This is a genomic window from Pseudomonas sp. MB-090624 (assembly GCF_003205245.1).
GTDB lineage: Bacteria > Pseudomonadota > Gammaproteobacteria > Pseudomonadales > Pseudomonadaceae > Aquipseudomonas > Aquipseudomonas juntendi.
This window is the reverse complement of sequence record NZ_QJRK01000008.1, coordinates 44,482-62,532: the sequence shown is the minus strand read 5'-3', so window position 1 is coordinate 62,532 and position 18,051 is coordinate 44,482. Positions and strand designations below refer to the sequence as shown.

Annotated in this window: 16 protein-coding genes; 2 read left to right on the top strand and 14 right to left on the bottom strand. The window is 58.9% G+C overall.

Annotation, left to right across the window (positions count from 1 at the left end; translation table 11 throughout):
- Positions 1 to 90: 90 nt before the first annotated feature.
- From DMX12_RS06200 to DMX12_RS06165, 8 genes are all read right to left on the bottom strand, one after another.
- Positions 91 to 588, bottom strand: a complete 498-nt coding sequence (locus DMX12_RS06200; protein ID WP_023118082.1) for a hypothetical protein — start codon at positions 586 to 588, stop codon at positions 91 to 93.
- 156 nt (positions 589 to 744) lie between these two features.
- A complete protein-coding gene (locus DMX12_RS06195; RefSeq protein ID WP_110389097.1) occupies positions 745 to 1,062 on the bottom strand; it encodes a hypothetical protein in 318 nt (105 codons plus the stop codon).
- 92 nt (positions 1,063 to 1,154) lie between these two features.
- A complete protein-coding gene (locus DMX12_RS06190; RefSeq protein ID WP_009684318.1) occupies positions 1,155 to 1,868 on the bottom strand; it encodes a hypothetical protein in 714 nt (237 codons plus the stop codon).
- 13 nt (positions 1,869 to 1,881) lie between these two features.
- Positions 1,882 to 3,861, bottom strand: a complete 1,980-nt coding sequence (locus DMX12_RS06185) for a DEAD/DEAH box helicase (protein WP_009684319.1) — start codon at positions 3,859 to 3,861, stop codon at positions 1,882 to 1,884.
- Positions 3,862 to 3,939: 78 nt separating this feature from the next.
- Positions 3,940 to 4,290, bottom strand: a complete 351-nt coding sequence (locus tag DMX12_RS06180) for a hypothetical protein (RefSeq protein WP_009684320.1) — start codon at positions 4,288 to 4,290, stop codon at positions 3,940 to 3,942.
- Between the two features lie 433 nt (positions 4,291 to 4,723).
- Complete coding sequence (locus DMX12_RS06175) at positions 4,724 to 5,188, bottom strand: hypothetical protein (protein ID WP_031642858.1); 465 nt, start codon at positions 5,186 to 5,188, stop codon at positions 4,724 to 4,726.
- A gap of 188 nt (positions 5,189 to 5,376) precedes the next feature.
- Entirely contained in the window at positions 5,377 to 5,703 is a 327-nt protein-coding gene (locus DMX12_RS06170) for a hypothetical protein (RefSeq protein ID WP_009684322.1), read from the bottom strand.
- Positions 5,704 to 6,150: 447 nt separating this feature from the next.
- A complete protein-coding gene (locus DMX12_RS06165) occupies positions 6,151 to 7,557 on the bottom strand; it encodes a hypothetical protein (protein ID WP_009684324.1) in 1,407 nt (468 codons plus the stop codon).
- Between the two features lie 22 nt (positions 7,558 to 7,579).
- Between DMX12_RS06165 and DMX12_RS29255 the strand changes: the two genes are divergently transcribed.
- On the top strand, positions 7,580 to 7,789 hold the full coding sequence (locus DMX12_RS29255; protein ID WP_023118086.1) for a hypothetical protein: 210 nt from the start codon (positions 7,580 to 7,582) through the stop codon (positions 7,787 to 7,789).
- 74 nt (positions 7,790 to 7,863) lie between these two features.
- Here the strand turns inward: DMX12_RS29255 and DMX12_RS06155 are convergent, their stop codons facing one another.
- The 4 genes from DMX12_RS06155 to DMX12_RS06140 are packed head-to-tail and all read right to left on the bottom strand — an operon-like array spanning position 7,864 to position 12,016.
- Positions 7,864 to 8,577 carry an EAL domain-containing protein gene (locus DMX12_RS06155; RefSeq protein ID WP_009684325.1) on the bottom strand — a complete coding sequence of 238 codons (714 nt, stop codon included), beginning with the start codon at positions 8,575 to 8,577 and terminating at the stop codon, positions 7,864 to 7,866.
- Positions 8,578 to 8,604: 27 nt separating this feature from the next.
- Complete coding sequence (locus DMX12_RS06150) at positions 8,605 to 9,120, bottom strand: hypothetical protein (RefSeq protein WP_009684326.1); 516 nt, start codon at positions 9,118 to 9,120, stop codon at positions 8,605 to 8,607.
- Between the two features lie 55 nt (positions 9,121 to 9,175).
- On the bottom strand, positions 9,176 to 9,859 hold the full coding sequence (locus tag DMX12_RS06145; protein WP_023118087.1) for a hypothetical protein: 684 nt from the start codon (positions 9,857 to 9,859) through the stop codon (positions 9,176 to 9,178).
- A gap of 9 nt (positions 9,860 to 9,868) precedes the next feature.
- Positions 9,869 to 12,016, bottom strand: a complete 2,148-nt coding sequence (locus DMX12_RS06140; RefSeq protein ID WP_023118088.1) for a DNA topoisomerase — start codon at positions 12,014 to 12,016, stop codon at positions 9,869 to 9,871.
- Positions 12,017 to 12,113: 97 nt separating this feature from the next.
- Here DMX12_RS06140 and DMX12_RS06135 point away from each other — a divergent pair, with 97 nt between their 5' ends.
- Positions 12,114 to 12,392, top strand: coding sequence for a hypothetical protein (locus DMX12_RS06135; RefSeq protein ID WP_009684330.1), 279 nt, complete (start codon positions 12,114 to 12,116; stop codon positions 12,390 to 12,392).
- Between the two features lie 16 nt (positions 12,393 to 12,408).
- Here the strand turns inward: DMX12_RS06135 and DMX12_RS06130 are convergent, their stop codons facing one another.
- Together DMX12_RS06130 and DMX12_RS06125 are read right to left on the bottom strand one after the other, a co-directional pair.
- A complete protein-coding gene (locus tag DMX12_RS06130; protein ID WP_007975543.1) occupies positions 12,409 to 12,753 on the bottom strand; it encodes a hypothetical protein in 345 nt (114 codons plus the stop codon).
- A gap of 9 nt (positions 12,754 to 12,762) precedes the next feature.
- Positions 12,763 to 17,991 (bottom strand): strawberry notch C-terminal domain-containing protein, encoded by a 5,229-nt coding sequence (locus tag DMX12_RS06125; protein ID WP_009684331.1) that lies wholly within the window; start codon positions 17,989 to 17,991, stop codon positions 12,763 to 12,765.
- Between the last annotated feature and the right edge of the window lie 60 nt (positions 17,992 to 18,051).

Below are 18,051 nucleotides of genomic sequence, written 5' to 3'. Positions count from 1 at the left end.
TCTTCGCCGGCATGCCGCCCGCGAATGAACGCTCGGCGCTCAACCGTTTCCGCAAGGTCAAGCTCCAGATCTCGAAGCACTCGCTCACAATCAGGCATTCGGGTCCTCCGGCAGAAAATCCGCGACAAGTGGAAGCAGGATCCTCACCGAGCTCCGCATGTGGAACTTGGTCGGAGACCGTGCAATGCGATCCATCAGCAGATACCAAACGGCGAAGAGGCTACCTCCCTCCATCGGCCGCAGCTCGATGTCGGTTTTGGTCGACTGGAACTCGACTTGAGCTCGGTTGAATAGCACCGTCTGCCGGCAAGCCGCCGCGAGTTCCCTGATCGGGCCTTGGAGCTCAGCAAGCCGTTGACTGATCGCTTCCGGGCTATCGTACCCATCGAGAGCGTCCATCAGCTCAATGAACTGGTCGTCGATCGATTTGCGTCCGATCTCGGCGTCCCATTCGGCCACCCGCTCGGAGCAACAACTGCAGACGCCCTCGCCACGGCTGTAATCCACCCGCAGCCAGTAACAGGGCCCATCCTCTGAAACGCAGGCGCACATATCAGTGCACCCGCAACCGATACACTCAGCAATCATGGGCACCCCCTCAGCTCATCTTCACAGGCACGGTTAAAGCCGGCCTGCCACTCTTCCGCCAACTTTGTTCCAGCCGGATACGGGTTATCGTCCAGATTCTTTCCGTCACGAAACGCCTGGTTGCCCAGCTGCCAGGCAGCGCCTGCAGCGGGCTGCTCAGTAGTCATTCAACGTGCCCTCGGCCTGGGTCTGCTCGATCAACCGCACGAGCTCGGTTTCACCCTGAACGCGAACAACCTCCGCGAGATGTCGCTCAGCAGCGGAGATCAAGCGGCGCTTCGCTTTCATGTGCAGCAGGCCGCACTGCCGACCTGTCTTGAACTCGGAAATGACGTAGGCGACGTGCTCCAGAGGCGCAACAGGGGGATGAATGGCGAAACGGAACGACCGCCCTGCTATCGGGTAGTCGAATGCGCGAACCACGCGAACTTCACTGAAGATGAGCCCGCGCCCGTTCGAGCGGGGTACAAGCATGGTCGCTTGAACTGACTTTCCGACCACGACAGCCTCCGAAGGCTTAACCAAGTAATAACAATGTTATTACTTGGTTATCACCTGGTCAACCCTCACATCCGAAGAGCGGGGCGCCCGACCTGGCGCTGCAGCGCGTCCTCGCGGAAGTCCTCGTCAGGGGAAACCCGGTCTCCACCGCCTCGCGGCCAATACCCGACGGCGCGAATATCAAGCGTCCGGCCAGCCAGCTCGAAATTGCGGTCGCTGACAGAGTGGAACCACTCGGCCAGCTCGCGAATATCGACGCGCTCGATCGAACGCAACGTTTCCGCCGCGGCGTCCTTGACGATGCCTTGAATGCTCACTTCCAGGACGTCACCACTATTCGCCGAGCAAACCATCGAGAACCCTTCGCCCGAGACAGTGAAGCGATCATGCCCCCAGTAGGGCGACGGATTAGCTCGGTTGACGACCTGCGCGGCCGCGAGCTGGACATACTCGTTCAAGAGCCCGTCGTACTCGCTCCTATGAGCCCGGAAAACCGAGAGCCCGTCGACCGACGTGCAGATCCGGCTGTAGAGCTCGTGAATGCGGTTGTATACATTGAGCAACCTGGTCGCCGGTGCCTTGCCGTCGACAGAGGGTTGCGCCTGTTGGGCACGGGCCGTGCCCCCAGCTGACACCTGGTTGAGTGAGTCGCAGCGCCGAAAGGCCGCCTCGATACTCCGGTAGCTCACTTCCAGCTTCTTGTTGAGCAGCGTGTCGTAGGGAACAAAGCCCAGCTTGGCATCTGCTTTCACCATGAAGCGCATCAACGATAACGACATGACTCCCCTCCACTCACGCTGCGTTAAAAAGCTTGGCGGCCATCTGCTCTTCGACGAGGCCGGGATCCTGAACAGAGTCATCGAGCAGATCCTGCTCAATGCTTTCCTTGTGCTGCAGCAGTAGTACGACCTGCTCGTCGATCGTCCCGGAGATCACGGGCATCAAGACGGTGACGGCTCTTTTTTGGCCGTTTCGGTAGGCGCGATCTTCGGCCTGTCGCTTCGCCGCAGCAGTCCACGGTAGCGACGCGAAGAACACGTAGTTGGCAGCGACCAGGTTCAGGCCTACACCGGCTGCTTTGGTCGTGCCGATGAACACCTTGACCGCCGGATCCGACATGAAGGTGTCGATCGCTTTTTGCTTTCTTGTTCCAGAATTAGATCCGGTGAAGGTCACCGTCTGGATCCCGGCCTTGGCGAACTCGTCGGCCAGGTAGGCCACAGACTCGGTGTACTCGCAGAAGATGATCGACTTGTCGTCGTCACCCAATGATGTGATCGTATCGATCAGCCACGAAGCCTTTAGACGCTCCAGTAGCTGACGGATCTTTCCGATTTTGACGATGGCGGTCTGCGTGTTGTCGGAGACCGCTGCTAGGTACTGATCACGCTCGCCAGTCGCTAGATCTACATACTTAAATTCGTGACGTTTGCCCTTCAACGAAGCCAGTACATCTTTACGCCGGCGCAACATCCATTCGGAAACGCGCTCGCTCAATGCCTTCCTGAGCTCTGGAGAGCCGGCAAAGTCCGACAGAAAATCGCTAAGCGGAATGGCTCCGATTGGGTGACCGGAGAGCCGCAGCAGGTTATGCAGCTCGCTCTCCCGGTTCAGCACCGGAGTCGCAGTCAGAAGGAACCGGCGCTCGATATGCTTCGAGAGCAGGAAGGCATTTCGGGTACGGGTGGAGTCGGGCTCCTTGAGATAGTGAGCCTCATCGCACAGCATCACTCGGAAGCGCACATCGCCGTCGCTCATGGCCTGAACGACGGCGCCCAACCTCTCGTAGTTCACGATCAGCCAGTCAGCCTGCGACCAGGCCTCGCCATCGCCGCAAATCACAACCTTCGCGTCGGGCTGGATTATATGGATCTCCCGCTCCCAGTTGATCCGCAGGCTGGCTGGGCAGACCACCAGCACTGCACCCGGCCCCGTGACCAAGCTCGCAGCGACGACAGCCTGGCGGCTCTTCCCGAGCCCCATATCATCGGCCAGCAGACAGCTTGAGTACCTTAGGAGATGACGAACGCCCACTTCCTGGTAGGCATACTCACCATGCAGCCCATATGCCTGGACAGCCTTCGCCAAATCCGCCTCGTTGATCCAAAGCTCCTTCATCGGTTTTGCGATCACGCTCAACATCGCGTTCTCGCCTTCCGCATCCCCAGCGCCGACTCGCTCAGGGACCATACCGCCCACCTGAACACCTGGTCGGTCTCCCTCACCCATCGAAGCATGCTGCTCCAGAACGATTTCGGTATCGCTGAGGAAGATGTGTTCTCGACGGATTCCAGCCTGCGTCTCCAGCACCTCAAGCAATCGCGGCAGGGCAACCTTCACCCGCCAGGCATTTCGATTACGCAGGAAGGTGCCCTGCAGGCCCTGCAACGTGCTAACTAGGAGAGGATCAAACCGCGATAGGCAAACGAAGTCTCCGCCCTCAACAGGGAAGATCTGGACATCCAGGAAGGGCGCGAACAGGTCCGGATCGGGAGACGCCAGGGCGATGCGAAGCTTTTGCGCAAACTGCCCGACATCGTAGAGGATTCCGGATGGCAGGTTTTCGGCCAAACTCGCCGCGAATGCGCCATTGATTTTCGAGCGGTCGAAGGCCCACATACGGCCCTGGCCAAACCAGGTACCACCATGCTTCTCACGGAAAAAGGCGCTAATCCAAGGAGCGAAAGCCGTGGACAAGCCCACCCGGAACCCGTCAGAACGGACCCCCTGAATGAACTCTTTCGGTGACTTCTTGTAGTCGGACAGCTTCATGCGCTAAAGCTTTCTCAGCAAATTAGCGCTTACTATAGCCTAATGAAAGTCAAAAGATCGAGAGCAACCCATCTGCTCTCAGAGAGACCACCAAGCCAGCAATTTCGCCAGGTCGACCTCGCCAAGCCGAGCCCTTCCCCACTCCAATGCCGTGCGGAAGTCAGCCTGCCCGGATGTAGCAGGCTCGACGCGCACCGAGTCAGCGCCGGCCAGTGGGGCACTCAGCATGCCAGCCACCAGCAAGGCTTCATCTACTGAGGAAATCACATCCGCGTGCTCAGCACCCCTGAGACGATAACGAACTGAGCAGGAGCCAACCCAACCCTGGAACTCAGCCGCGACCACACCAGGTAGGCGCATATCGGCGACCAAGCGCCTATGGCGAATGAATTTCGCCACCGGTGAACTATCCGCAGCCAACTTGATCACGACCGGCTCCTATCAACAACAGTCCTGCACATGCCAATTCGCGCAGCGACAGCCCTCTTCCGGCCCCACCGATACCCCCATACCCAGACAGCAAAGACAACCAGCAATCCCCACAACCCAAGCCCGAGGCCAATCGGGACAGCCACACCGAAACAGCTAGACACTACCACCGGCAACAGAAACAGGACTGCAAAGGCAATAGACGCCCAGACCGCCCCTGCAGCACCCGCTCCTTTCGAAACCTCTTCCGGAAGGGCGCCATAAACGATTCGACCGTGACACCCCCGGCACACATGATCGCCGGGGGAAAATTCCGCTCCACAGCCACCACAGGTATATGTCTCTGCCACCACCAACACCCCTTCGCTCGCAACTTACGGTGGACTATCCGTGGCGTGATCTAGGTTTCAAAATCACGCCACGGATAGATGCCTCAGCGCTCAGCCTGGCGCTTGATGAAACGAAGAGCGTCAGCATTACCTGCCTCTGCTGCCTGCTGCATCAATGACTCGAATTCGCCTTCGTCGCCGTCACGGAGGCGCAGCGCCGCGAGGGTGAAGAGCGCCGTTCCGTTCCCTTGGCTCGCCAAAGCTTCGAGAGAGGTCCTGTTCTCTTTCGGGAAGTTCTGCGCAAGCCAGATGATCGCTTCCGGCTTGCCCTGCTCAGCGAATTTTCGCATCACCGGCTCCAACTTAGCGCGATCAGCCTCTCGATCCATGGACTGCAGCCACGACGAGACAGGGCCACGTTCGCCGAGGACCGCCATGCCCCCGCAAAATAAAATGGCGATGGCCAAGAGGGTGAGACCTACCCGCTTGCGCGCACTGGGTTTGACCAGCAAGACGACGTCCCGCTTATGCGGCCAATCGGCATCGCTCAAAATGCTTGTATTCGACATCTAGCGTCCCTAGTAAGGTGAATGGATATGGGGCGCCCTACCCGAAAGGTGAACGGATATGGGGAGACCGCGCCAGACGTGCGTTCTACGCGGCTCACAGAAGCGCCCAGGCACTTCAAAGGTGAAAGTTTATGGGGAGCGCCTTTTCACGGTGAAAATCCCCCCACTTCAACATCATCATTTAGCCGCTACATAGCGCATCTGCTCCCATGCAAGGCGGATTCGACAGCCTCCTCGACGCTTTCGCCATCCAGCACAAATCGCCAGACATCATCGAGCCGCCCATTCGCTTCCAGATCTCGCCATACGTCGCCATCGATCACATGACCGATACCGGTACGCCCTTCGATCGTCGGCACAACTCCAACCTTCTCCGTCGGCGAGTCGGAGGGACTTTCCGGCTGCCACTCTGGCGCTGTGGACACCAACTCGCCTTGCTCGTTAATCGAAACCTTGAACGTGCCGGCATTCCCATCGCGACAAAGGACCATTGCGCTGATGTAGTTCTGGTTCATCGCCCCTCCCACTCAATCGGTCGTAACCACGATCTTGACTGCCTTCGTCGGCATCCCCCACCTGGCGGCCAGCTGGATCGCCTCTCGACGCGATACCGGCCCATGGCAGTCACCCCAGCCGCGACCATGGGCGGCATACCAGCCATCCGGGTTTCTGCATACGCCGGCCTTGCCCCGCGCTGCACGCTGTTTAAGTACCCGTAAACGATTCATCCGACCTCCTTACCAACTTGTTCGGCCACAACCACCCTCTACGCCATCGACCGCCCCTTCAGTGCTCGAAAATGACTTTGTGGCCCAGAGAGGGCCCTACGAGCGTCAAAGGACGTTCGACCTCTACATGCCCTGTCTGGCGTCCAAATTGGCCTTTGGGTTTTCGATCACAACACTCAACATCAACATTCAGCGCGCCCAAAATAATCTGATGGCCACCCTACCCTTTGCGACCTAGATCGGCGAGGGCCTCAACGAGTCCGCCTCGTGCTGTCGAACTATTTCCTGAGTAAGCCCGCTGGATTGAGCATTCAGCATGTCCAGATACCCTTCCGCCCCCAGACCTTGATCGCCTGGCAACTGAAAGACGGGCTGACGTCCGTGAGCCGTGATTTCGTCGACCAAAGCCATTCTGGCAACTTGCTGAGCAGTGGCGTGCTCCCCAACGAGATCGAGCAGCGCCTTGTACATCTCGGAAGACCGCAGCTTCTCTTCAGCGAGAATGTGCGGATGACGCAGATCGTTCTGCAGGAGTACATCGACCAGGCGTGAAGCCCGACCATCGACATCCAGGGCAGGTCGGCTCTCACCAGAAAGGACCAGTGCCGGCAACAACTTCATAGCCTCGTCAGCCCATGTCGCCGGCCGGCGCTGAATCCGCTCGTAGAGCTCAGCCTTCTCGGCAACTTCGCTCACAAAGGCATGCCGCAGCTGCCTGTTAGAAAGGGGATCCAACGTCTCGAAAATTTGCTCAACGGCGTCATACAGTTCGGCGACGTGCATGCCGCGATAGCTACTTGCGTCCAGCCGCTGAAGGACAATCCCGAGCATGTGCTCCGTCGCATGCTCGGGATCCGCCAACGAAGCCCCGCGGAAGGCCCCCAGCGACGCCGCTGCGTTGACGAAGGAGCCATCCTTGCTCGCATGCGCGAGCGCTACAGCGAGGTCGGCCTTGAGCTCGCGAAGCGCAGTGCCATATAACTTTCCGGCTACCCCAAACTCAGCAATGGCACGACGCCGCAGGTCATCACCACTCACATCGCGGCAATGCTGCAGCTCGTGGACCGTCGCAAAAAACAATTTTTCCTCTGCCGACTGAAGGACCCGAGGCCCACCATTGATCGCGTCATCCACATATTTGAGACCGGAATCGCTGATAGCCATATCGGCGCCGACGCCTTCAAGACCGCCAACAAAGCAAAGAGTCTCTCGCTCACTCCAGAGGTACTTCTTCTCCGACAATTTGATGGCGAACTGGCGGTCCCCACCTCGCTCTGCTGCCAACCAGAAACGGCTCTGCGGATCCAGAAGGTCTGGGGAACCTCGCATCAGAAAAGCGGGGGCCTGGCTGACGAACTGCATGAAATCAGCCGATGATGTCGACACGATTCGGATAGAAGTAGAGCCCGGAGCCGCCAGATTCTGAAGCTCCTGGGAAATGGAGTCCTGCCCCAGATGAGCCAGGCCCGAGAGACCCGCCTGGCGGCCATCTGCAGCGCTCACCGGCGCTGCCAAACACAATGACGCCAGGACGCCGGCAGCAATCGTTCTGAGCAGTGTCTTCGCCCCAGGCGTAGAACCCTCTTTCGAGTGCACAACAGTCGTCCCGGACATCAGAAAATCGGTAACTCCGCTACCCATGCAGTCCTCCGGACAACGGAACATGCCGGACCTCGGTCACTCCGGGCCGCGGCTGGAAAAGCACGTGAAGACCCGCCGCCTCGATAATCTCAAGGCATTGACTCTCCACGGCCGGCAGGACGATATCACCGGCCTCGCTCTTGATCCGGACATCACGTCGAACGTCGAGAGGCCTCGACACCACCTGCACAACGGCATCGTGGAACGGCCAATCGGACGCAAGCCAGAGTAAGGCGCAAGACTGCACGCCATCGAGCTCACCTCGGTGCAAGAGGTATTCGTCGAGCACAACCGGCAGAGCGGATGTCATAGCCCGATCCTCGCAACACCGAGAGCGAGCTGCCGGCTTTCCTGCAGATCGGGCAGCTCTTCCAGGATGGGGCCTACATGAAACCCCTGGACGAGCCCCACGCGCAGCTCCCTCAGCCGGGCGAGCTTTTCTTCGGAGTCGACATGCTCGGCGATCAACTCACCGCCGAACGAGCGCGCAAGATCCCGGATAGGCAGGATCTCTCCGCTGCTGCAGAGCCTTGCAACCAAGTCGCCACTCAGCTTCAGGTATTCCGGTTGGATTTCGCGCACGAGCGGCGCGGTAAAGTAACCATCGCCGAAGTCGTCGATGGCCACCTTCGCGTTCAATAGGCGAACCGCCGCGACGAACTGCTGGATCCTCGGCATGTCGTTGATCTGCGCAGTTTCGGTGATCTCGAAAACGACCTGGTGTGCCAGATCCATATTCTTGAACACCAGCGAAAGCAGCTCGTTACAGGATTCTTCTATCGTCAACACGGACACGTTAACAGCGACGCGCACATATGGCCGATCGCGCAGTAAACGGAAAACATGCCGCAGCACTTCGAAGTCGATGAGGTCGATGAAACCGAATTCCTCGCCCAGCTGCAGTAGTTTTACATGCCCGGAACGGACCCCCCTCGTTCTGGCAAGGGCTTCGTAATGCGAGACAGCACCTGTCCGAGCGTCCACGATCGGCTGGAACACCGGGCTTACTACTTTCCGCATTCGTCCCCCCTCGCCTATTGGCAGTTCTTACAGCTCTTTGGATGCCCAATTGATCGGTGCATCAGTGATCGCCTCGATCGAGTTCAGGTGAACCCACAAAGCACGCTTCGCATAGACACGCGCCTCGCCGGCGATCCGCTTCAGCTCGGCCGAGTTCAGAGGAGCGATACCCTGGTGAATGGCGTTACGGAGAGCGACCACTAGTTCCAGGTGGCTGTAACTATCCGCAGCTCCGCCGAAGGCTTGATGCACGGCGCGAAATAGATCCGCGTTATCACGAGTGATCGAATCCAGGTCTCCCAGATCAACAGGGCGGGAGCTGTCCTGGATCGGCACATAACCGGTTCCGTCGACGTTGAGGTAGGCGACGGAAAACTCTTTGCCATGCGCGGTCACCGACTGAGCCTGGACCACTTTGCGGCCGAGGCCGTTCGCCTCGAACGCGATATCGTCCAGCTCAACATAGTGGCCGGCGGGGAACTGAACGGCCGACTGGATGACGACCTGCGGATAGGTGAATTGGGTATTCAGAGCAACAGTCATGGCGATACCTCTATCTGAATTGGCAAATGTTATTTTCTGTTATTATTGCGTATTGTCAACGGACTTTCAGGCTATTCCCGCCCTCTTCCAGCTCGTTGCTCATACGCTGAACTCCCGCCAACATTTGCGCCTCGGACAGCAGCGAATTCGCAAACTGGTCTTCCTGCAGCTCAACCAGGCCGTCACGCATTTCTCTACGCAGTTCACGACTGACCTGAGCGGCCGCCCCGGTTTGCACCCGAGAAAGGCGCTCCAGGGTTTCGTTGATAGCATTCAGTCCACCGGCCACCTTGTGCGCCAGGGCGTTCAGGCTGGGATCCCGAGCACGCAGTTCACGGATGCTCTCGGCGCCGGCGTTCAGCTCGTTCACCGCCCGCCCATGGACCAGGTAGTCCTGCACCTGCTGCAAATGGCGCCGGATCTCCAGGTGGTAGAAGTTCTTCGCCGACTCGACATAGAGCGGCAAACTGAAGCCTTGGCCGTTGGCCGCCCGATTGCGGTATTCCAGATTCAGTCGCTCGGCGAAAAAATCCTGCCGCTCTTGCTTCGCAATGGCTGCGGGCAGGCCCGCGACTTCCTGGCGTCTCATCATCTGTTCCAGCTGCTCCCGGTACAGGTAAATCACGTCGGCAGCGATGCTGTCTTGGATCCGCACCAACACGTTGCGGTCCAGCCCATTCGGTACGGCTGCGACAGCACGCAACTCGTCAATCACCAGATCTCTCACGCCGATCATCATCTCTGCCCCTTATGCGGCTACTTGTTCGGTGTACTTGCAACCCGACCGGAAGCCCTCGCAGCCGATAAACGGCCCATTGCCTCCCATTCGTTTCATCAATTGGCTGCCGCATTGCGGACAGGCCTTGCCGACCGGCTCCGGTGCGACACGAGGGCCCGAGCTTCCACCTTTGCCTGCCCCCGCTTTCGCCGGCCCCGTGTAGGGGATATTCAGGGGTTTGGAGCGGATCTCCGCGATCACCTTGGTAATCCACGAGCGCTGCATCGCCTCAAATCGATCGATGGTGCTTCTGCCCGCCTCGATCTCGCGCATCGCCGTTTCCCACAACGCGGTCATGTCCGGTTTCGCGATCTCGGCAGGCAGCGCCTGGATCAGCGCCCTGCCGGCTTGAGTCGAGATGATGAATTCTTCCTTCTGCTTACCCTTCGGCTTCACGAACTCCACCTGGGCCAGGTCGACCAACTTCGGCACGAAGGTATGCCTTGTTGCAGGGGTCCCCAGGCCGCCTGCGGCTTCTTCTTCGCCCGCTTTCCGGTCATCGATCATCTGCTTGAAGATCGCTTTGATGCGCTCGTCGGTGACGTACTTGTGCACGTTGATCATCGCGTCGAGCAGCGTGGCGTCAGTGAAGTGATCGGGTGGCGTGGTTTTCTTCGCAGTGATGTCCAGGCCTTCACATAGGGCAGCATCCCCAACAGCCATCGGCGGCAGCACGTCGTTCTCGCCGCTGTCGTCTTCCCCTTTCTTCTTCGTTTTCATGCCCGGGTAAAGGGCCTTCCAGCCCGGCAGAAGCGGGGTGGTGCCGGAGGTACCGAAGCGCTGCCCCGAGACCTCGACCACTACCTCTACCTGGCGGTAGCGATGAAGCGGCATGAACTGCGCCAAATAGCGTCTGCAGATTTCCTCGTAGAGGTCCTGCTCGATCCCCGAAAGGACGGAGATATTGGCCCGTCGCGTAGTGGGAATGATCGCGTGGTGGACCGGAGTCTTGGACGTGTTCCAGGCTCGCGACTTGCGAGTTAGATCAATGTCCTGCAGCGGTGCACCAAATTGCAGGTTATTCGTGACGGCGGCATACACTTCAGGAGCATCAGCATGCTGACTCTCAGGCAGATACTGGCAGTCGGATCGCGGATAGGTGGTGAGCTCATGCTTTTCATAGAGGCTCTGCAGGGCCTTCAGCACCGCATCCGACTTGTAGCCGAATTTCTTCGACGCCAGGATTTGCAGCTGGTCGACAGAGAACGGCAAAGGGGCCGACTCGGTCTTTTCAGTGTCGCTGTATTCGACCACCTTGCCAGTCTTGCCTTGGACCGCAGTGTTCAACTGGTCGGCTACTCGCCGATCCAGCAGCCGCCCTCTTTCATCCAGCCCCGCCTGGCTGGGGTACGGTTTCCAGCGCGCACGGAAATCGCCTTTGGTGACCTTGAATCGCGCCGAAAGCGCGAAATAATCAACGGGAACAAAATTTTCGATCGCCAGGTCACGCTGGACGATCAGCCCCAACAACGCGGTCATCACGCGGCCGTAGGCTATGTGCGACCCTTGAAATCCACATTCCTTCGCGTGAAGGGAAATGGCACGACTGAGGTTCATCCCCGCCAGCCAATCAGCCCTTGAGCGCGATCGCGCTGCGTCACGAAGACCGATGAAGCCGGCGTTGTCGCACTCCCCCTTCAAACCGTTCGCGACAGTCGTCTCATCGAAACCAGAAATGAGCACGCGCCGCACCGGTTTCCGGTTGCCCAGAAACTCCAGGATCTCGTCGATAAGCAACTGCCCTTCGCGGTCGGGATCCCCGGCATTGACCACCACAGTGGCCTTCGCGACAAAAGACTTGATCGTCTTGAACAGATCTTTTTTCTCGGAGTCGAGCGCTATCGACCACCCTGGTAAATCGCTCTGCCCAGGGAAGAGCGGCAGGTGATCCCAACTCCATTTGAACTTGCCGTTCTTACCCTTCGGGGCGCCTGGGAAAGCAGCTCCGATGTAGTAATCGGGTTCTTCGAGCGCAAAAATGTGCCCCGCAGCCCAGCAAACCGCCCAACCATTTCCTTCCGCAAAAGTCCCCCCCCTGTTGGTTATTGGCGAGGTCTTTGACAAGACCTGAACCATGGCCTTACCCAGCTTTGGCTTCTCGGCGACGTAGACTTTCATCTCAAGATGCCTCCACTGGCCAATTGCGAAACGGTTTCCAAGCCGAGTTCGGAAGGTTTGGTATCATCAAAACGAGTTCGAAAAAGGAGTCCATCAGATGGACAAACAACTGAAAGACTTGGTGAAAAAAGCCGGCACCTTCGCTCGGGAAAAAAACGGGGGCCTTTCTCACCGAATCCGCACCAAACTTGACGAGATCAAGCCCGCCATTGCGGTGCTTGCTCAGGAGCGTCTCACCCCCAGCGATATCCGCGAGTTCATTCAGAAGGAAACTGGCATGAAGATCGGGATCCAGAACCTTCGCCGGTACCTGAAGGACAGCTTGAACTACCCCCCGAATGGATCCGGCGGCAAAGATTCGGCCGCGGGAGAGTGATACCAGGGCAATGCTTCTACGCGCTTGCATCATCACCCCCTAGCACCCTCATACCCTGCATGGCCAACAGCAGATCGGCCATCACTTCGCCACCCTCACCGGCGGGCACCAAAAGCTCACCGGAGCTTTCCGAAAACTCGACCTGCATTACCGGCTCACGGATGACGCCGGCCTCGGCCTTTTTCCACTCGGATACCGAAAATCGGATCCGGTGCTCGTCATCACCCTCAATCCACTCAACTGCGGCATCTGCCCCAGTGCTTTGATCAGCGCTAACAAACCCGAGCTGCACATAAGGCAGCTCGCGGCCGATACCCGATGGCATTTCCATGCGGGAGCAGAATTTCTCGAATGGCGTCATGCAGCCTCCCTAAGCTTTCACAGCGCGCATGCGCTCTTCATTTTCACTTTCATTAGAGTATATGACACCTCTTAAATTGTTAATAGCTTGTCTCAAAGAGGATTCCGCATATAGCGAAACGCCCTGCCTGTACAAAATCCCCATCGCTTTCGAGATGTTTTCGGTGGGAAACTTGGCCACCATCACCTTCCGCGTACCGGCGAAAGGCCCGGTAACCTTGATCAGGTCCTCGTTCGCAAAGTAACGACCGCCCCAGACCTTGCTTCCGGGAACCTCCATGACGGCCATGCCGTCCTGCAGGAAAAGACGCATCTCGCTTTCGTCGTCATCGCTCAAGCCTGGCGAAGTTGTGAGCTTCACCGCTGGGAACCGGTCGAGTACCTCACCACACATAGCCGCCGTTTCCACGCGAACTGGCAGGCTTTGCAAATGCTTGAGGTCGACGCCCCTGGCCATCAGCACCCCGCGGTGACGCGCACCCCGCTCATCGGTGTAAATGATGCTGCTGCCGATGGAGCCCGCAGCCGCGATCTGCGCGGCCTTGAACAGGTTGCCGTCGAGAATCAGCCGCTGGTATGTCACGTTCCCTGCGGGCGCAGTGTCGAACCGCAGCATGAGGTCATCCAGCAATCCGGCCTTTGGCATGATCCGGAACTGGACGTCGTCCTGCAGGCTGTAGAGCGTCCGGTCGATCAGCGTTTGCCGGCCCGGTACTGCAAAGCTGAGCTCATACCCTCCAAGCAGGTGGATGTGTTTCGGGTTGTCAGGCACGGCGATCGAAGCGATAACGCCGAAATCAGTTTCACCGTCGTTGTTGGTAAACCTGGCTACGGCCCCGACCTGCAGTCCGTCGAGGACGCCATCAAGCACCTTGAGGCGGTGCATCATCTTCTGAACAGAGTTCGGCCTCTTAGCCGCCAACGCCTCGTCAACCGACTTGCAATCCTTCGCTAAAACGGTTTCCAGAAACTTCCGTCGGTTGACCGCAAGGAACCCCTTGAGGGCAAGGAAGAAGTCCTGGTTCTGACGTCGCTCATGATTGATCCTGAAGTGCTCAACCGCAGCAGAACCCTCACGAACCAGGCGCTTGACGGCATCCGACCTCATCGGATCCAGCGCGACGTCATACTCGATCGTCTTGGCGAAGACCGGCTGATTGAATGCGCTATCGGAATGGGGATTCCCGCTCTCGTACACCACCCGCGCCACCTCCCGCGCTCGCACATCAAGCTCTCGCGATTTCAAGGGGTTCACGCCCTTGGCGTCGAGCTCCTTGATGACCCGGAGGTATTCATTGGTGAGCGCTTCGTAGATCTGCTCTTGCTCGACCACACGCAGCATCACAAGCCGACTGGTCAGCTTGTTGATGAAGTACGATTCTTCGCGCTCGTCCTCATTCTCCAGATTGATGTCGAGACGCTGCGCAATTCGCGGATTGGCCTCCAAATACCGGAAGGCGACCTCGTCACCAATGGCATTGATGAAGTCCGGTACCGATCGGTCCAGAGCAGCGTTGTCCTGGTTTGCGGTTGTATTGGCAGATAGCTTCCGGAGCTTGGAATTCTGCATCGCGATGGGCCGGGCCTCGCCGATCAAGCCCGACGACAACGTCTCGATTTCCGGCGACGACGTTTGGCCCTTCCGGTTGACGCGACCGAAGAACTGCACCCGAGTGTTCACGTCCGCGGCGGACTGAAGCTCGATCATTACCCGGCGCCGCTGGTCAGGGAACTTTTCGCCGGCATGCAAGCTGATACCCGTGCTGCCGGCACGTGTCAGCAGAAGGGCATCGGTAGTGCCCGTCACGAAGTCCTTCACGATCTGCGCCTTGGGCCGTTCAAGCACAGGCGATGCAAAGAAGCTCCCTGCTCGCTGATGGATCTGCAGCTTGCGGCCGGAAAGCTCATCGCAGATGAAACCAGCCGTCGCGATTCGGGTTCGGATCTCATCCAGTGGCGACACCGGCAGATCCGGGAAGTCATTGATCAACCCGTCCACTGTCGAAACCACATCCATGAACTCTTCGGAGGTCACGGGGACCTTGGTGGCCTCACCATAGCGGTTGGTCTCCACGTAGTAGGTCAGGCGATGCAGCATGCGGTGCAGCACATCCCGGAAGGTGAGATAGCCATCCAGTTCGGTCTCGCCCTGCAGGCTGGTTCCGAACTCTTCGGCATCAACGTCATCGAAGCCAGGCCGTAGGTCGGCCACAATGTCCACCAGGAGGGACTCCATGGTGTTCTCCAACACGATGACAGGCTTTTTGCCCTCTTCCAGGGCCTTGATAGCCCTGTCAGCAGCGAGGTCTGTCTTGATGGCCATCATGAACTGGCGGTAAATCGCGTAGAGGCGCGACCCAAAGTTGGTGCTGACCGCTCCCATCCGGTTGCCTTTGCGCTCCACCTCCGGAATGGCTTCAAGTGCTTTTTTGATCTCCTTGTTCCGCTTGTTGACCAACTCATTGATGTCGCCGGCCAAGTAGTTCATCAGCTCCAGGATCTCGGCGAGCTTGTCCGAAAGCGATCGATTTCGTTCCTCTCGCCCGTCGTCGCTGACGGTGCTAAATGCCAGATTGCTGAGGTCATGCTCGCGCCGAATAAACACGCCGTCCCGAGCCAGCATTCCCGAGAGCACCTCCTGCAGAACCTCGCCGCCAATGGCGAGCGTCTCCGGTAACGCTCCCATATCCACTGTTTCGGGGAAGAGCTCGGAATACAGCATCACGTTCTTGCCAGCCTTCATGGCCGTCGCCGAGGAGTAAACGACGAAGTCGGCGTTGTCGATGGCGAGACCGATGTTCTGCCCGGTATTCGACTCGCCGGCCGCGTTGTGCGCTTCATCCAGCAATAACGCTTTGCCCTCCGCGATCTGGCTGATCCAGCGCGCCTTCGAAGATTTGGCTCTGTCCCGGTTGAACTGGGAATAAGTACCGAGCACCAGGTTGTAGGCGGGATCCACCACCCCGCCATCGAGCGCGGCCTGGATCACCGCCTTGGGTGTGGCTGGAACCAGTTTGTTGCCAGAGATCGGATCGAAGATCGACACTCCATCGTTGACGATCATCGGCGTGAAAAGCTCGGCCGATCCGATGTCGCTGATGTCCCGCCAGAAGTCCGTGAACAACGTCGGCGTTTCGGTTAGGAAGACAACCGTCTTCTGCTGCAGGACCGAGTACCTGGCCAAGGCAGCCATCACCCGCCCTTTACCCAACCCTGTCTGGTCCGCCTCCAGGAAGCCCCTCCCCTTCTGCAAGGAGTTGATGGCCAGGGCCACGGCGTCAACCTGCTCAGGGGAGAGATAGCCGCCCAACTCCTCCACGGACCACCCCAGTTCAGCCGCCACGAAACCGTCGACATCGCCCTCTTCTCGCACAACCTCTGTCAGAGCCATACGGGTAGGCGTCGCCAGGTTTCGGGGGACCATCGCTGTGGCCTCGCCGGCTCGGCTGAAAGCCGCATATGGCGACTGGTACGAGTTTTCTTCTTCCTCGCTGCGATCCACCGGCGCGACCGCCCTTGCCGCACCGGACTCCGTCTCAACTGGGGGATGGGATTGCTCAGCTGAGCGATCCTCCACCGGGGCATCGCCATCGAGCTCGACGACGGCCGAATCGCTGAGCGCTTCCTGAAGGCCCATTTCAGGAGTTCGAATCTCCGCCAGGCCATACTTCTCGTACATGCCGGCAGCCCATTCGAACACCTCGTCGTGGTCCAGCAGCACCGGCAGCCGATCGGGCACTTGGGCATGCCCGGCTTCCTTCCTCCCGACCACGACGATACGAATCGGGAAAGAAGCCCCCTGCTTGGTGTAAATCCCACCATCCACCTCGACGGCGTCGACCTGGTAGCGATCCGCCAACCAGTTGAAGAGATACCGAGAACCGCCTGTGACGAGCCCGGCCTGGCTGTCAAGGTAGCTGTCCGCGCCGATGATATAGACCCCTACGCCGTCGTCCGCCCGCGCCTGCAGCGACCGGATCATGATCAGGTGGTCTACCCTGCTGACCTTGAGCCCGGACATCATGCGGGGTGGCTGCAGGCCCCCAAATGGCGGGTTGCTTAAAACGACATCGAAGTCCCCGCCACCATTAAGCGAGCGGAAGTCGAAGGATGTGGCATCGCCATGCTGGAGGTTCGCCTCCGACCGGTCTCTCCGGATCGCATCAAGGCGCCGAGCGTCGAGCTCGACGCCGGCCAAGGCGGCGTCCTTGACGGTGCATACCAGCGAGCCGTTGCCAATCGTCGGCTCCAGAACAGAACGCCCCTTGAAGCCGCCAACGATTTGCTGGACAGCAACACTCAATGGAAGCGGCGTCGAATACTGCTGCAGAGCAACGGATTCGGAGGTACGTGCAGCCAGCGGCGGTTGCCCTTCGTGCAGCTTGATGGCCAGACTGTAGGCAGCTTTAGGCGTCATCCCAGGTTGTTTGCGAATGTGCCGAACCAGCGCGGCCTCGATTGCCTCCTGTACCTCTCTTGCCCGAGGAGAAGAGAGAACAGCCCCCTCAGGGATCTCCGTCACGATACTGCTGAAGCGCTTCAGATCGTCGAACCGCAGGACCTTGCCGCCGGCAATCTCCCTCACCAAGCCATCGGCGCATAAAGCCAGGTCCTCCGCAGTTGCCCCATACAGGAATGTGGCACCGCGGCTGTCGGCCTCCCGAATGATCTGTTGGGCTGGCCCCTGAATGAAGCGTCCATCCTCACCCAGGAAGACCATCTGGCCACGGTAATTCATGCCAAGCGGCCGGGCTGACATCACCGCGTTGTTGACGGTGACCGTTACCGGAAGAACCTCGTCGGGCCGGTCTTCGCTTTCGTTCCCTACGGACTGTTCGCGGCCTTGCGCCGGAACCTGCGGGGGGATGCTGATTGCCGGGGCAGAGACCTTGGGAGTGGACACAGTCGCACTAGCTGGTGAAACCGGGCGCTCCGGCATGATGCGAGTCACCCAGTTCATCGGCACCTTCACCGGATGGGCTTTGGGAAAAGCTTTCTGGATCTGCTGCAGGCTGAAGCGCAGGTCATCGCGAACCAGGAACCCCGACCGACTGCGATAGAAGCCCAGCTCGCCCAACACCTGGAGCTGGCCGTTGGTGAGATCCTGGTTCGCTACCAACACGAGGCGCTTGGTACCCGAAGGGAACTTGACTGCCACCAAGCGCGTTTCCGGATCATCTGTGTTGAGCTGGATCCAGTTGACGAGGTTCTTGGTTTGAGTGGGGGTGGCTGGTTGCATGGCGATCACTACCGGAGGCGTAAAAAACAGCCGCTCGAAAGCGGCTGAAATGGCTACTGC

Excerpts from the sequence above, each read along its gene's own strand:
- DMX12_RS06200 (WP_023118082.1), bottom strand. The coding sequence starts at position 588 with ATGATTGCTGAGTGTATCGGTTGCGGGTGCACTGATATGTGCGCCTGC.
- DMX12_RS06195 (WP_110389097.1), bottom strand. The coding sequence starts at position 1,062 with ATGCTTGTACCCCGCTCGAACGGGCGCGGGCTCATCTTCAGTGAAGTT.
- DMX12_RS06190 (WP_009684318.1), bottom strand. The coding sequence starts at position 1,868 with ATGTCGTTATCGTTGATGCGCTTCATGGTGAAAGCAGATGCCAAGCTG.
- DMX12_RS06185 (WP_009684319.1), bottom strand. The coding sequence starts at position 3,861 with ATGAAGCTGTCCGACTACAAGAAGTCACCGAAAGAGTTCATTCAGGGG.
- DMX12_RS06175 (WP_031642858.1), bottom strand. The coding sequence starts at position 5,188 with ATGTCGAATACAAGCATTTTGAGCGATGCCGATTGGCCGCATAAGCGG.
- DMX12_RS06170 (WP_009684322.1), bottom strand. The coding sequence starts at position 5,703 with ATGAACCAGAACTACATCAGCGCAATGGTCCTTTGTCGCGATGGGAAT.
- DMX12_RS06165 (WP_009684324.1), bottom strand. The coding sequence starts at position 7,557 with ATGGGTAGCGGAGTTACCGATTTTCTGATGTCCGGGACGACTGTTGTG.
- DMX12_RS29255 (WP_023118086.1), top strand. The coding sequence starts at position 7,580 with ATGCCGGACCTCGGTCACTCCGGGCCGCGGCTGGAAAAGCACGTGAAG.
- DMX12_RS06155 (WP_009684325.1), bottom strand. The coding sequence starts at position 8,577 with ATGCGGAAAGTAGTAAGCCCGGTGTTCCAGCCGATCGTGGACGCTCGG.
- DMX12_RS06150 (WP_009684326.1), bottom strand. The coding sequence starts at position 9,120 with ATGACTGTTGCTCTGAATACCCAATTCACCTATCCGCAGGTCGTCATC.
- DMX12_RS06145 (WP_023118087.1), bottom strand. The coding sequence starts at position 9,859 with ATGATGATCGGCGTGAGAGATCTGGTGATTGACGAGTTGCGTGCTGTC.
- DMX12_RS06140 (WP_023118088.1), bottom strand. The coding sequence starts at position 12,016 with ATGAAAGTCTACGTCGCCGAGAAGCCAAAGCTGGGTAAGGCCATGGTT.
- DMX12_RS06135 (WP_009684330.1), top strand. The coding sequence starts at position 12,114 with ATGGACAAACAACTGAAAGACTTGGTGAAAAAAGCCGGCACCTTCGCT.
- DMX12_RS06130 (WP_007975543.1), bottom strand. The coding sequence starts at position 12,753 with ATGACGCCATTCGAGAAATTCTGCTCCCGCATGGAAATGCCATCGGGT.
- DMX12_RS06125 (WP_009684331.1), bottom strand. The coding sequence starts at position 17,991 with ATGCAACCAGCCACCCCCACTCAAACCAAGAACCTCGTCAACTGGATC.